This window comes from Acidobacteriota bacterium, from assembly GCA_040752915.1.
Classification (GTDB): Bacteria; Acidobacteriota; UBA4820; order UBA4820; family DSQY01; genus JBFLVU01.
This window is the reverse complement of the sequence record JBFMHB010000018.1, coordinates 1-13,353: the sequence shown is the minus strand read 5'-3', so window position 1 is coordinate 13,353 and position 13,353 is coordinate 1. Positions and strand designations below refer to the sequence as shown.

General features: G+C 69.8%; 18 protein-coding genes. 16 read left to right on the top strand and 2 right to left on the bottom strand.

From position 1 onward, the window contains the following. Positions 1-72: 72 nt before the first annotated feature. Positions 73-303, top strand: coding sequence for a hypothetical protein (locus AB1824_05170; protein MEW5764349.1), 231 nt, complete (start codon positions 73-75; stop codon positions 301-303). After that, complete coding sequence (gene hemB / locus AB1824_05165; GenBank protein ID MEW5764348.1) at positions 281-1,315, top strand: porphobilinogen synthase; 1,035 nt, start codon at positions 281-283, stop codon at positions 1,313-1,315. The genes AB1824_05170 and hemB overlap by 23 nt, the downstream gene beginning before the upstream one ends. Before the next feature lie 55 nt (positions 1,316-1,370). Here hemB and AB1824_05160 read toward each other — a convergent pair whose 3' ends face one another. Beyond that, complete coding sequence (locus tag AB1824_05160; protein MEW5764347.1) at positions 1,371-1,646, bottom strand: hypothetical protein; 276 nt, start codon at positions 1,644-1,646, stop codon at positions 1,371-1,373. 303 nt (positions 1,647-1,949) lie between these two features. Here AB1824_05160 and tmk point away from each other — a divergent pair, with 303 nt between their 5' ends. The 5 genes from tmk to AB1824_05135 are packed head-to-tail and all read left to right on the top strand — an operon-like array spanning position 1,950 to position 5,706. Next, on the top strand, positions 1,950-2,576 hold the full coding sequence (gene tmk / locus AB1824_05155; protein MEW5764346.1) for a dTMP kinase: 627 nt from the start codon (positions 1,950-1,952) through the stop codon (positions 2,574-2,576). Then, positions 2,566-3,474 (top strand): lysophospholipid acyltransferase family protein, encoded by a 909-nt coding sequence (locus AB1824_05150; protein MEW5764345.1) that lies wholly within the window; start codon positions 2,566-2,568, stop codon positions 3,472-3,474. Before tmk ends, AB1824_05150 begins: the two co-directional genes overlap by 11 nt. 56 nt (positions 3,475-3,530) lie before the next feature. Further along, positions 3,531-4,163 (top strand): HAD family hydrolase, encoded by a 633-nt coding sequence (locus AB1824_05145; protein ID MEW5764344.1) that lies wholly within the window; start codon positions 3,531-3,533, stop codon positions 4,161-4,163. After that, positions 4,160-5,200 carry a PfkB family carbohydrate kinase gene (locus AB1824_05140; protein ID MEW5764343.1) on the top strand — a complete coding sequence of 347 codons (1,041 nt, stop codon included), beginning with the start codon at positions 4,160-4,162 and terminating at the stop codon, positions 5,198-5,200. Before AB1824_05145 ends, AB1824_05140 begins: the two co-directional genes overlap by 4 nt. Beyond that, positions 5,200-5,706 (top strand): adenylyltransferase/cytidyltransferase family protein, encoded by a 507-nt coding sequence (locus AB1824_05135; GenBank protein MEW5764342.1) that lies wholly within the window; start codon positions 5,200-5,202, stop codon positions 5,704-5,706. Before AB1824_05140 ends, AB1824_05135 begins: the two co-directional genes overlap by 1 nt. A 76-nt stretch (positions 5,707-5,782) precedes the next feature. On the opposite strand, the gene AB1824_05130 is transcribed toward AB1824_05135, so the two are convergent. Then, the gene (locus AB1824_05130; GenBank protein MEW5764341.1) at positions 5,783-5,962 is read right to left on the bottom strand and encodes a 4Fe-4S binding protein; all 180 of its coding nucleotides are present in this window, start codon (positions 5,960-5,962) and stop codon (positions 5,783-5,785) included. Positions 5,963-6,167: 205 nt separating this feature from the next. Between AB1824_05130 and ychF the strand changes: the two genes are divergently transcribed. The 9 genes from ychF to AB1824_05085 all read left to right on the top strand — a co-directional run. After that, positions 6,168-7,265, top strand: a complete 1,098-nt coding sequence (gene ychF, locus AB1824_05125; protein MEW5764340.1) for a redox-regulated ATPase YchF — start codon at positions 6,168-6,170, stop codon at positions 7,263-7,265. A gap of 27 nt (positions 7,266-7,292) precedes the next feature. Continuing rightward, entirely contained in the window at positions 7,293-7,676 is a 384-nt protein-coding gene (locus AB1824_05120; protein MEW5764339.1) for an acyl-CoA thioesterase, read from the top strand. A gap of 4 nt (positions 7,677-7,680) precedes the next feature. Then, complete coding sequence (locus tag AB1824_05115) at positions 7,681-8,505, top strand: RDD family protein (GenBank protein MEW5764338.1); 825 nt, start codon at positions 7,681-7,683, stop codon at positions 8,503-8,505. Then, complete coding sequence (locus AB1824_05110; protein ID MEW5764337.1) at positions 8,502-9,329, top strand: hypothetical protein; 828 nt, start codon at positions 8,502-8,504, stop codon at positions 9,327-9,329. The genes AB1824_05115 and AB1824_05110 overlap by 4 nt, the downstream gene beginning before the upstream one ends. Before the next feature lie 60 nt (positions 9,330-9,389). After that, positions 9,390-9,665 carry a hypothetical protein gene (locus AB1824_05105; GenBank protein MEW5764336.1) on the top strand — a complete coding sequence of 92 codons (276 nt, stop codon included), beginning with the start codon at positions 9,390-9,392 and terminating at the stop codon, positions 9,663-9,665. A gap of 68 nt (positions 9,666-9,733) precedes the next feature. Next, complete coding sequence (locus AB1824_05100; protein ID MEW5764335.1) at positions 9,734-11,056, top strand: hypothetical protein; 1,323 nt, start codon at positions 9,734-9,736, stop codon at positions 11,054-11,056. Between the two features lie 34 nt (positions 11,057-11,090). Then, complete coding sequence (locus tag AB1824_05095; protein ID MEW5764334.1) at positions 11,091-11,996, top strand: metal ABC transporter substrate-binding protein; 906 nt, start codon at positions 11,091-11,093, stop codon at positions 11,994-11,996. After that, the gene (locus AB1824_05090; protein MEW5764333.1) at positions 11,980-12,732 is read left to right on the top strand and encodes a metal ABC transporter ATP-binding protein; all 753 of its coding nucleotides are present in this window, start codon (positions 11,980-11,982) and stop codon (positions 12,730-12,732) included. The genes AB1824_05095 and AB1824_05090 overlap by 17 nt, the downstream gene beginning before the upstream one ends. Further along, the coding region (locus tag AB1824_05085; protein MEW5764332.1) for a metal ABC transporter permease at positions 12,725-13,353 on the top strand (629 nt) is incomplete at its 3' end. The genes AB1824_05090 and AB1824_05085, both read left to right, overlap by 8 nt.

Genomic DNA, 13,353 nt, shown 5'->3' with positions numbered 1-13,353 from the left:
CCCTGCGCCCCTTTCCGATGCTCCGGTTGCGGCGGACGGCCGGGCCGTTGTAGGGTGGGAAAGGAGGCCTCTATGGGCAACTGGGAGGATGAAGAGGAAGCCAAGCCCAAAGGGGAGCCCGGAGAGGCGTGCGACCTCTGCGGCGTCAAGGGCTTCTGGCTCCACATGAGCAAGTGTCCCATGTGCCACAAATTCGTGTGCGACGAATGCCGGTACCAATACGGCGGCAAGGACTTCTGCGGCCGGCACTGCGCGAACGAGTTTTTCTGGGGAGGCGAAGATGGCGAAGTCGACGACCTATGAGGTTCATCTCGAGCTGACGCACCGCCCCCGAAGGCTCCGCGAAAACCCGATCCTGAGGTCCATGGTGGAGGAGACGAGGCTCTTCCCGAAGGATTTCGTATACCCCATGTTTCTGTGCGAGGGCTCCAAGGTCCGGCAGGAGGTGGGATCCATGCCGGGCGTCTTCCGCCAGTCGGTGGATCAGGGCCTGAGGGAGATGGAAGAGGTCCTCTCCCTCGGGGTCCGGTCGGTGATCCTCTTCGGCATTCCTTCGAGGAAGGATCCCCTCGGCCGGGAGGCCTACGCCCCCCAGGGCATCATTCAGAAGGGCATCCGAGCGGCCAAGAAAGCCTTCGGCGCCGACCTCCTCGTGATCACCGACGTGTGCCTGTGCGAGTACACGGACCACGGACACTGCGCCCCCGTCGCCGAGGGGCGGATCCTCAACGATCCGGGCGTGGCCATCCACTGCAAGACCGCCCTGTCCCACGCCGAGGCCGGAGCGGACGTGGTGGCGCCCTCGGACATGATGGACGGCCGGGTGGGGGCCATCCGCGCGTCCCTCGACGGGGCCGGGTTCGAGCGGGTTCCCATCCTGGCCTACTCGGCCAAGTACGCCTCAGCCTTCTATGGCCCCTTCCGGGACGCGGCCGATTCGACGCCGCAGTTCGGAGACCGGCGCTCCTACCAGATGGACCCGGCCAACTCGGAAGAGGCCCTCCGAGAGGTGGCCCTCGACATCGAGGAAGGGGCGGACATTGTCATGGTGAAGCCCGCCCTGCCTTATCTGGACGTGATCCGGCGGGTGAAGGAGACCTTCCAGATGCCCGTGGCGGCCTACAACGTGAGCGGGGAATACGCCATGATCAAGGCCGCCGCGCGGCTCGGCTGGATCGACCACGATCGGGCCATGATGGAATCCCTCACGGCCATCAAGCGGGCCGGGGCGTCCATCGTTCTCACGTACTTCGCCAAGGAGGCGGCGGCCCTGCTCCGCCGCGAGGACGGCCAGGGAACCCGAAGGCGGAAGTGAGCCTGCGGGAGCGCGGCGGGACGTGGTGCGGCAGCCCGCGCCGGGGGCGGGCGCTTCAGGCGCGGTGCATCGAGTGGTGGGGTCGCGCGTACCGTTCCGTAGGGGGAAAGGCCGTGTCCTCGGGAAGGTCGGCGCAATCGGGCAGGTTGCCGCAGGCGGAGCGCTTCACGAGATCCGCGCTCAGCACCTGGCGGAGAGCCACGTACAATCCCATCCGAAGATCGTCCCGAAGCCCGGGCGAACAGTGGCATTCGAAGACGGAAAAGGAGGCTTGGACCAGATCCTCCAGAAGGGCTTCCGAAGTGATGGAATCCTTGAGCTGAATCCGCATGATCTTCCCCCGGGCCCGAACCGATGGTTTCGGCCCCTCGGTCGGGCCGACGGAACGGAAGCGGACGGGCTCCGAAGGAAACATACACTCCGCGGCCGCGCCGGTCGCCGGGCCGGCGGGGTCAGAAACCTCGCGAAGGCCATATGCCCCAAGTGTTGGGGGATATGCCCCATGTGATAAGTGGAATTTCGAAACGCTCCCGGCCCTCAACGGAGGGAGTCCAGGGCCGCATCTGGTACCATGGATCACGAGGGCGCGCCGGCGGGGGCTCCGCGGCGGGCCTTCGGGAGGGGAGGCCCGGTCGTGTTCCTGACGCTGGAGGGCATCGAGGGGAGCGGCAAGTCGACGCAGGCGTCCCTGCTGGCCGACGCTTTGCGGAGCCGAGGGCGGGAGGTGCTGCTCACGCGTGAGCCCGGCGGCTCTCCGGTGGGGGGGGCCTTGAGGCACCTGCTCCTCTCCGGCGAGTACTCCCCCAGTTCCCGGTGCGAACTCCTTCTCTACGGCGCCGAGCGCGCGGAGCACGTGGCCCGGGTGATCCGTCCCGCCCTGGCGCGGGGGGTATGGGTCCTCTGCGATCGGTACGGGGATGCGACCCGTGCGTACCAGGCCTTCGGGAGGGGCCTTCCGAGGGAGGTGGTGGAGGCGGTCCACCTTGCGGCCACCGAAGGGCTGGAGCCGGACCTCACGCTCTACCTTCGCCTCCCTCCAGAGGAGGGCCTTTCCCGAGCCCGGGCGAGGAACGGGGCGAGGGCGAGCCGGGAGGGAAGGTTCGAGGACGAGTCCATGGAGTTCCACGGGAGGGTGGCGAGAGGGTACGAGGCGCTGGCCGCCGAATTCCCCGAGCGGATTCACCCCGTGGACGCCTCGGGGGGCGTGGAAACGGTTCACCGGCGAATCCTCGCGCTCCTGGAGAATCGCGGTGTCCTTTAAGTCCGCCCGCTGGGCCGTCGAGTTCGCCGCGGTGCAGTCCCTGGCCCACCTGGTCTCCCGGCTCACCCCTGCCACGCGCCGCTCCCTGGGGCGGGCCCTCGGGTCGGCCGTCTACCTCCTGGACGCCCGCCACCGCCGAGTGGCCCTGCATAACCTGGAGCGCGCCCTCCCCGCCCTTTCCTCCCGGGAGCGCCGGGCTGTCGCCAGGGGTGCTTTCTCTCATCTTGGCCGGCTTCTCGTGGAGATCTTGGAGCACAAGGAGCCGCCCACGGCCCTGCTGGGCCGCTGCCGATTCGAGGGCCTCGAGCACCTGAGGGCCGCCGCCGAGGCGGGTCGAGGGTATTTTCTCGTTTCCGCCCATTTCGGGAACTGGGAGAGGGTCGCCCTTCTCCAGGCGGCCCTCGGCTATCCTCTCTGGATGATTACCCGGCCCCTGGATAACCCCAGGCTGGAGGCCTTCCTCGCCCGGCGGCGCGAGAGCACGGGGAACCGGGTCATCCACAAGAGACGGGCCGTGCGGGAGATGGTCAAGGGCCTGCGCGAGGGCCGGGGCATCGCCCTCGTCATCGACCAGAATTTCGGGGAGCCGGGCCGGGTCTTCGTTCCCTTCTTCGGCCGCCCCGCGGCCACCACGCCCGTCCTGGGCAGCCTCGCCGTGCGGACCGGGGCGGCCGTCCTTCCCGTCTTTGCGTTCCCGGAGGAAGGCGGCTGGTACCGGATCGTCTACGGCCCTCCCATCGAGGCGCCCTCCACGGGAGACCCCGAGGCCGACGCCATCTCGGTGACGGCGGCGGCGACGGCCCGCATCGAAGAGGCGGTCCGCGCCTGCCCCGGGGCCTGGTTCTGGATGCACCGGCGGTGGCGGACCCGTCCCGACGGCCCCGACGACGGGCCCTGACCCATTCCCGATTGGCCCTCCATCCGGCATACTGTCCTTCTGCGAAGGAGTGGCGGATGGAGAGGAGCGGCGGCGGCCGGTGGGCGGTCTTCTTCGACCGCGATGGAACCCTGACCGAGGAGGTGGGCTACGTGAACCACCCCGACCGACTGGCCCTGATTCCCGGTGCCGCCGAAGCGGTCGCCCTTCTGAACCGGGTCGGGGTTCCCGCCATCCTGGCGACCAACCAGGCGGGGGTGGCGCGCGGCTACTTCACCGAGGAGATGGTCCTGCAGGTCCTGAAGCGCCTGGAGGACCTGCTCGCCCGGCTGGGCGCGCGCCTCGACGCGCTGTACTACTGCCCCCACCACCCCACCGTGGGCCCCGCGCCCTACCGGACGGCATGCGACTGCCGCAAGCCCAGACCGGGCATGCTCCTTCGGGGGGCGGAAGCCTTCGGGCTGGACCTCGCACGGTGCTATGTCGTGGGGGACAAGATCAGCGACGTGGGCTTCGCCCGGGCCGCGGGGGCCAAGGGAGTTCTCGTCCTCACGGGTTACGGGCGAGGAGAACACGCCTTTCAGCGGGACCAGTGGACGGTGACGCCCGACCATGTGGCCGAGGACGCGTACGGCGCGGTGCGCTGGATCCTTGGGCAGGAGGGGCTGGCCCATAAGGCGGAGGGGACGTCCGGGGAGGGCCGCCCATGAGTGCTGGAATTTCGGCGAAAACCGTGGATCTCCGAGACAGGTGGAGGCGCCTGGCCGACGTGGCGGACGCCTTCGCGGGGACCCCTGTGGCCGTCCTCGGCGACCTCGTCCTCGACCGGTTCTGGTACGGCGCCGTCCAACGCATCTCCCGGGAGGCGCCCGTCCCCATCGTCCGCCTCACCCGCGCGCGCCTTCTGCCCGGATGCGCCGCCAACACCGTCTGGAACCTGGCCGCCCTCGGCGCCGACGTGCGGCCCGTGGGCGTCGCCGGGGAAGACGAAACAGGACGCCAGCTCCTGGACCTCTTCCGGGAGCGCGGGTTGTCCGTGGACGGGATCGTTTCTCGACCCGGATGGGAGACGCCCACCAAGACTCGGGTCCTCGCCGGCACCCTCCACGGGCCGCGCCAGCAGCTCGTCCGCGTGGATTCGGGCGAGGAGAACGCCCTCCCCGGCGACCTCCTGGCCCAGGTTCGCACGCGCCTGGAGGCGGCCGCGCGCGGGGCCCGGGCCCTGGTTCTCTCGGACTACGGGTACGGGCTCGTGGAGGCGGCCTGGAGTCCGGACTGCGTGGAAAAGGTCCCCATCGTGGCCCTCGACTCGCGCTTTGGCCTCCTCCGCTATTCCGGGCTCACGACGGCCACGCCCAACGAGGAGGAGTTCGACGACGCCTGCGGCGCTCCGGCCGGAGACGACGAGGCCGGCCTGGCGGTGAGGGGGGAGGCGCTTCGAGCCCGGCAGGGCTTGAAAGCCCTCCTCGTGACCCGGGGGGCCCGCGGGATGGCCCTTTTCGAGGAAGGGGCTCCGCCGGTTCTCCTTCCGATCGTCGGCTCCGACCAGGTGGTGGACGTGACGGGAGCGGGCGACACGGTCATCAGCACGTACGTCCTTGCGCTCTGCTCCGGGGCCTCCTTTCTCGAGGCGGCCGCCCTGGCCAATGTGGCGGGAGGCATCGTGGTCCAGAAGCACGGCACGGCCACCACGAGTGTGGTCGAATTGAAGCGGACCCTCCAGGCCTGGGGGGAGGGGCGGCTCTGATGGGGACTCCCGGGACCGGCTTCTCCGAAGCCGTCGCCAGAAAAGTCCTGACGCGCCAGGAGGCCGAGGTTCTCCTGTCCCGCGCCAGCCGCTCGGGCAAGACCCTGGCGCTCGCCAACGGGTGCTTCGATCTCCTCCACGTGGGCCACGTGCGGTACCTTCAGGGGGCCAAGGCCGAGGCAGACCTCCTCCTGGTGGCGGTGAACGCGGATGCCTCCGTGCGCCGCCTCAAGGGCGAGGGACGGCCCCTGCAGACCGAGGCGGACCGTGCCGAGATCGTGGCCTCGCTGGCCTGCGTGGATTACGTGACCGTTTTTCCGGAGGACACCGTGGTCCCCCTCATCGAGGCCCTGGAACCCGACGTCCACTGCAAGGGCACCGACTACACGGCCGAGACCGTTCCCGAACGGGAGGCCGTCCGGGCTCACGGCGGCCGGGTGGCCATCGTAGGCGACCCGAAAAACCACGCGACGACGGAGATCCTGGGGAGAATCGCGAGACGTTAGACGGGAGAGGGGGGACGGGAGACGTGAGACGGGAGACGCGGAGCCAGGGAAGATCGGCCGCCGAGAACCCAGTTCCTCAATCCACGGTGATGGCGCCCTGTGGGCAGTTCTCCACGCAGAGGTTGCAGCCCGTGCAGCTCTCCTCGCGGACGACCTTGATGAGCGAATTCACGACCTCGAAAACGTCCTCGGGGCACACTTCCAGGCACATCCTGTTGTCCTCGCACTCGTTGTAATCCACCTTCACCGTGTACATCCTCGCCTCCGTTTCCTCCCAACATGGGAGCCCCCCGCCTGCTTGTCAAGGGCCCTGCGCGGAGCGTGCCCGAAGTGTCGACGCGGAGAGGACAGAAGCGCGTCCCCTGTCAAGGATGCTTCCAGGATGGGAGCGCAATCCGCGGCGCCTGTGCTAGGATGGCCGCGTCCCCGGCGGGTTCCGGTGGCGCGGGCCGGAGGGAAGCATGGCGTTGTCGTGCGGCATCGTGGGGTCGGCCAAGGCGGGCAAGACGACCATTTTCAACGCCCTCACCGCGTCGAGCGCGGAGGTGGGCGGCTTTACGGGCGCCTCGTCGGATCCGAACATCGGCCAGGCCCAGGTGCCTGACCCGCGGCTGGCGGATCTCGGGCGGGTCTTCAAGTCGAAGAAGATCACCCCTACGACCCTCCAGTTCGTGGACGTGGCCGGCCTGGTCCGGGGCTCGTCTCGAGGCGGAGGGCTCGGAAACCAGTTCCTGGCCCACATCCGGGAAGTGGACGCCGTCGTCCACGTGGTGCGGTGCTTCGACGACCCGAACGTTCCCCACGAAGAGGGCTCCGTGGATCCCGTCCGTGACGCCGAGACGGTGAACCTCGAGTTGGCCCTCGCCGATCTGTCGGCCGTGGAGCGGCGGATGGAGCGGACGATCAAGCTGGCCCGTTCGGGGGACGCGCCCGCCCGGAAACTCATGGAAGTCCTGGAACGACTCAAGGCGGTCCTGGAGGAGGGACGCTTCGCCGCCCAGGCGGAGGTCCGCCCCGAAGAGGCGCCCCTCCTGTCCGACCTGTTCCTCCTCACCGTCAAGCCCGTCATTTACGTGGCCAACGTGGACGAAGCCGGCCTCGATCCGGGCCACCCTCACGCTTCCGCCCTGGAGGCCCTGGCGGCGCGCGAAGGCCGCGCTTGCCTGAGAATCTGCGGAAAGGTGGAGGCCGAAATGGCCCTCCTGCCCGAGGCCGACCGGCAGGAATTCATGGCGGCCTACGGCCTGAGCGAATCGGGTCTCTCCAAGCTGATCCACGCCGCCTTCTCCTCCCTGGACCTCATGACCTTCCTCACGGCCGGCGAAAAGGAGACCCGCGCCTGGACCATCGCGCGCGGCACCCGGGCGCCCCAGGCCGCGGGCAAGATCCATTCGGATCTGGAGCGGGGCTTCATCCGCCTCGAGGTCTACTCCTACGAGGACTGGGTGGCCTGCTCCCGGGACGAGAAGAAGGTCAAGGAGCGGGGGCTCTACCGGTCCGAGGGGCGGGACTATGTCATGCGGGAAGGCGACGTGTGCCTCTTCCGCTTCAATGTGTGAGGGGGCGGTTCCGATCGGGAGGCCACCATGGAACTGGACCTGAGCAAGGGAAGGGCGTCGGCCAGCCACCTCGTGTTGCCCATCGACACGAACCCCCTCGGGGCGCTCTTCGGCGGCCGGGCGGTCCAGTGGATGGACATCGCGGCGGGGCTTGCGGCCATCCGCCTATCCGGCAAGACCTGCGTGACGGCCTCCATCGAGCGCCTCGATTTCAAGGTCCCGGTCAAGTGGGGGGACATCGCCGTGGTGGAGGCGCAGGTTCTCACCGTGGGCCGGACCTCCATGGTCGTTGAGGTGAAGATGTCCCGGGAGGAGGCGGCGACGGGCGCGCGCCACCTGTGCACCTCCGGGCTGTTTCACATGGTGGCGCTGGACGCGCAGGGCCGGCCCACGCCGGTTCTCACGCCGTGATCCGATGACCGCCGGGCCCAAAGCCCCGGCTCCCCGCGCCGGAAAGCCCAGGGAGCCCCGCCGCCTGACTGCGGACGTCCTCCACGTGGCTCAGGCCCTCGTGGGAAAGCCCCTCGCCTCCCCCGGACGGCGGTTCCTGGCCCTCTTCCTGGACGGTCTGATCCTCCTGTTGCCCACCCTGGCCGTCGCCGTCGCGGCGGCGTACGTCTCCCTCCGGATCACCGATCCCGCCGCCGTGAAGGCCCTCTGGGCCCTCCAGCGCGCCGACGTCAGGGAGGAACCGGAAACGGTCCGGCGGGCGTGGAGAGACCTGGCTCCTCTTCTGGTGCGCCTGGAATCTCCAGGGGTTCCGCCCCGCGCCGCCGACGCGGTGGAGCGCGGGGACCTCGACGAGGCGGCCCAGGCCCTTCTGGACTGGCACCTCCTCATCGCGCTGGCCATCGGGGAGCACGAGGAACTGAAACGCCAGGAGGGGACGGTCGTCTTCAGGGTGGAGAAGGCCATTCCCGGCCCCCTCCGCTGGATCTCGCTCTTCGGCGTGGCGGCCCTCTACTTCACGGTGCTCACGGCCCGATGGGGGCGAACCCTCGGAAAGCGGATGGCGGGCATCCGGGTGGCCCACCTCGGCGGCGAACGGCTCTCCCTTTTGGAGAGCTTCGAGCGCTTCGCGGGATACCTTGAGATCGCCGGCACGCTGGGCCTTGCCCTGCTGTCCCTATGGCGGGACCCCAACCGCCGCATGCCCCACGACCGTGTGGCCCATACCGTCGTCTTGCGGGAAGAGCGGAAGAAATCGATGCCCGCCATGACCCGCGGGAGGGCCCGGTGAGCAAGAGGGCGGTCCGGGCGGCGGCGGCCGTCCTGTTTTCGATGGCGGTTCTCGGCCAGCCCGATCCCCGTGAGTACGAGCGCGTCTTCCTGGAAGCGCGGGCCCGCCTGGAGGGCCTTTACGGGGTGCCCCCGGCCCTGAGGGGAGCCCCCATCCGGGTGACGGTGGCCGCCGTGCCGGGCGAACTGCCTGCCGAATGGGCCGGTCTTCCGTCCTTCGCGGCGGGCGCGGCGGTGGAGGAGGAGGGGAGGATCGTCGTCATCCTCTCCCGCTGCGGTCGCTACCCCTTCGGCGACGGTCGTCAGACCCTCGTCCACGAGGTCTCCCACGTGGCCCTCTACCGGGCCCTGGGCAAGCGCCCCCCCCGTTGGTTCGACGAGGGCCTGGCCATGCGGGCCTCGGGGGAGTGGGACCTTCGGGACGAATGGAACGCGGCGCTCGCCCTGAGGGACGTGGCCCGGGGCCGCTGGCGGATCGCCCAGATGGAGGAGGACTTCGCCCAGGGCGAGGGCGCCGTGCGGCGCTCTTACGCGCTGGCCAAGGGCTTCGTGCGGGACCTCTTCAAGGACGACGCGTCCTTGCGGCTTTTCCTGGACGAGGCGCGACGGATGGGGTCGGTGGACGCCGCCTTCGCCGTGACCTTCGGGATGCCGCCCGACGCCGCCTTCCGAGCGTGGGCCAAGAACCTCCCCTGGTGGGGGGAGTGGGTGGTGGTCCTTTCTTCGCCCGGCCTCCTGTGGACGGGGGTGCTCCTCCTCTTCTTCGCCGCAGTGGCGGCGGCCTACCGGCGACGGCGGCGGAAATACGAGGCTCTCCCCGATTGAGGAGAAGGTCGGGAAATGGCTCAAGGTCGCGCGTGTTAGAGTAGCCTGAGGGTGCGGGCCATGAGGATCCTGAAAAATACCTTCGTGATCCTGCTGGCGGCGGGCCTTTTTGGCCTGCTCGTGCACCTTCACGCTCCGGCGGGCGGCGAAGGGCTCCGCCGTGCGGACCGCCCCTGCCCCGTCTGCGCGAGCGTCGGCGCGGGCCTGGACCGGCCCGGGGAGCCGCCCTCCCTGGGCTCTCCGGACGCGCCGGCCTCTCCGCCCCCGGCCACCGAGCGATCGCGCCCGGCCTCCTGCGGGAGGGAGACGCCCAAGGGCCGAGCGCCTCCCGCCTGATCCCCTTTCCGGATCGGGCTCCACCGCCTTCGAATTCTTGACTCGCTTCGTTTTCGGGAGGCTCGCTCATGAGGAAGATCCTTCTCCTCTCGGCCCTCTGCATGTCCCTGGCCGTTCCGACGGCCTCCAGGGCGCAGACGGGACCGGAGGAAATCGAGAAGAAACTGGCCGTCCTCGAAGGCCGCATGGCCGACCTGGCGGCGCGGTACGAAGCCCAGATCGCAGAACTGAGGAGGGAGGTGGCCGCCCTGAGGCAGGCCGCTACGTCCGGGCACGAGGCCCACGGCCTGCCGTCCGCCCCCGCCTCGCGCCCCGCGGCCAACCTGCTCAACCCTGCCCTTTCCGTGATCCCAGACTTCGCCTTCTCGGCCGGCAACGACCCGCGCTGGAGGGCCACCGACGCCGCCTCGCTGAGGGAGCTGGAGCTGTCCTTCTCCGCCAGCGTGGACCCCTATGCCCAGGCCTTTGCGTCCGTGGCCCTGCACAGGCACGGACACGGCGACGCGCTCGCGGACCGCTTCGCGGGGGCAGGGGGCCGAGCGGAAGAGGAGCGCGCCCATTCGGAGGGCTACACCGCCGAAGTGGAGGAGGCGTACGCCGTCTTTCCTGGACTTCCGGGAGGTTGGACGCTGAAGGCGGGGCGCTTCTACGCGGGTTTCGGCAAAGAGAACGGGCAGCACACCCACACGTGGCGCCAGGCCGACCGACCCCTGGCGCTGAACGCGGTCCTGGGAGGGGAGGGCCACGGCCTGAGCGACGTGGGGATCGGCGCGACAAAGATCCTGCCCACTCCCTGGCTGAGCGATGTCACCGTCGAAGCGCTCGGCGGGCGGTCCGAGGATCTCTTCGGCGGTCGGCGGTCGGACCTCGCCTACCTCCTGGCGTGGCGCCACTTTTTGGACCTGTCGGAAGGGTCCAGCGTGGAGGCGCTCCTCACGGGCTTGGGGGGACGGAACGCGACGGGCGGGGCCACGCGTTTGGGCAACCTGTCCCTGACCTACCGCCGGCGGCCGCTCTCGGACCGCTACCGGACCTTTCTGTGGCGCACCGAGTACATGCGGAGGGACTACCGGGTCCACGGCCCCGCGCCGGGCACCGGCGTTTCCTCCTCCCCGATGCGTTGGACGGAGCGCACCGAAGGCCTCTTTTCCTACGTGGACTGGCAGGTGGCCCGCGGCTGGTCGGTGGGCGTCCGGGCCGACTGGGTCCGGTATCCGGGGCCCGGCCGCAGGGATCAGGGCGGAGCCCTCGTGCTCACCTGGTATCCCAGCGAGTACCAGAAACTGAGGGTCCAATTCCAGCGCGTGGATTACGCCGTGCTCGGCCCGAAGAACGCGCTCGTCGTGGAGTACGGGTTCTCCCTCGGCCCCCACGGCGCGCACCCGTATTGAGCCGGTCCCCCGGCTCGTTCGAGAAAGGACGAACATGAAGACGACCTTGACCGCCCTTCTTCTCCTGGCGGGGATCGCGGCGAACGGCGGGGACCGCTTCCGGGTGGTGGCCACCTACGACGTGTACGCACAGTTGGCCCGGGCCGTGGGAGGCGACCGGGCGGAGGTCTCGGCCCTCGCCGACGGACGCCAGGATCCCCACTACGTGGAAGCCAAACCCAGCTACCTCGTGGCCCTTCACAGGGCCGACGCACTCCTCCTGAACGGCCTGGACCTGGAGGTCGGCTTCCTTCCGGCCCTGCTTCAACAGTCGGGCAACAAGAAGATTCAGCCGGGCGCCCCGGGCCATGTGGATCTCTCCCGATTCGTCACGCCCATCGAGGTCCCCCGCGCGGGCGCCGACCGCTCCATGGGGGACGTTCACCCCTTCGGAAACCCGCACTACCACCTCGATCCCCGCAACATGGCCGCCCTGGCGCGAGGGATGGCCGAGGCCTTCGGGCGCATCGATCCAGCGGGAGCCGAAGGCCACCGGAGGAGGGGAGAGGCGGCGGCCCGCGAATTCCTGGACCTGGACGCCGAACTCGGTCGTCTGCTCGCCCCCCTTCGCGGGTCTCCCGTCGTGACCTACCACTCCACGCTCAACTATTTCTTTTTCCGCTACGAGATCCCCGTGGCGGGGTACGTGGAGCCCAAGCCGGGCATCAAGCCGGGACCGGCCAGCCTCCTCGAACTGGAGAGAACCATGCGGGAGAGGGCCGTCCGGGTCGTCGTCGCCGAGCCTTATATGGACCTGAAGGTGGCGAGGAGGGTGGCCCAGGACACGGGCGCGCGCCTCGTCCTCGTCCCGGCCTACACGGGGGGGCAGGAGGGCGCCGCCACGTACGGGGAGATGATGCGCACGCTCGCGTCGAGGCTGGCGGATGCGGCCCGGGGGTGAGAACCTCATCACCCTGGAAGGCGTCGCCGTCGGCTTCGGGCGGCCCCTCCTGTCGGGGATCGACGCCCGGGTGTGCGCCGGGGACTACTGGGGCATCTTCGGCCCGAACGGGGCCGGCAAAACGACCCTCATCAAGACCGTCCTGGGGGTCCTGAAGCCCCTCGCCGGACGGCTGGACAGAAAGCCCGGCCTGCGCGTGGGATACGTGCCCCAGCTCTCGACTCTGGGGGACAGCCTGCCCCTCTCGGTGCGGCAGGTTGTGGATCTGGGCGCCCTGGACCTTCGCGGCCTCTCTCAGGCGGAGGAGGCCTTGGCCCGCCTGGGGCTGGAGGGCCTGGCCGAGGCCCCCTTCGCCTCCCTCTCCGGAGGCCAGCGCCAGCGCGTGATGGTGGCGCGGGCGCTGCACCGGCGCCCCGACGTTCTCGTTCTCGACGAGCCGGGGAACAACGTGGACCTCCTGACCCGCCACGCCCTCATGCACCTGCTGAGGGACCTGAACCGGGAGGGCACGGCGATCCTCCTCGTCACCCACCACCTCGGGGAGATCGGACCCGAAGTGAACCGGATCCTCTGGCTCGACGCGCGGGAGGGCCTGTGCCTGGCCGGCTCCATGGAGGAGGTCTTCTCGGATGACCGATTGAAGGCCGCCTACGGAGGCGGCCTGGCCCTCGTTCAAGGTCCGTCGGGCCCCTCCCTGGCCTGGACCTGCGAGGAGGGGGAGGTGGACCGTGTTTGAGACCCTCTTCCTCCTGAAGTGGCCCCTGGCCGGCGTGCTCGTGGCGGCCCTTCCCCTGGCATATTACGGTGTCTTCCTCCTCGAACGGCGCATGGTTTTCGTCAGCGTGACCCTCGCCCAGGCGGCCATGGCCGGAGCCGCGGCCGCCTCCTTCCTCCACGCGGATCCCCGGGCGACGGCCTTCCTGGCCACGTCCCTCGTCATCGCCGCCCTGGCCCGAGGCCGGGGCGAGAGGGGTTTCCTGCCGGGAGACGCCGTCCTCGGCGTCCTGTACGTGGTCCTGGGCGGGGTCACCGTGATCCTGTTGAGCCGGAGCGCCCACGGCGGGATGGACGAAGCCACGCTCCTTTTCGGATCGCTTCTGGGCGTCGTCCGGTCCGACGTATGGGTCCTTCTGGTCGTGGGGGCGGCGGTGGGGGCCGTGGCTCTCCTCGGCCACAGATGGTTCCTCGCCACGGCCTTCGACCCGGAGACCTCGGAGGTCCTGGGGTACCGGGTGGCGCTCGTGGAGGCGGCCTTCTTCGGAGGCCTGGGCCTCATGCTGTCGGTTTCCATCCGGCTCCTCGGGGTCCTGCTCTCCTTCGCCCTCCTGGTGCTGCCCGCGGCGGCGGCCCGGAGCCT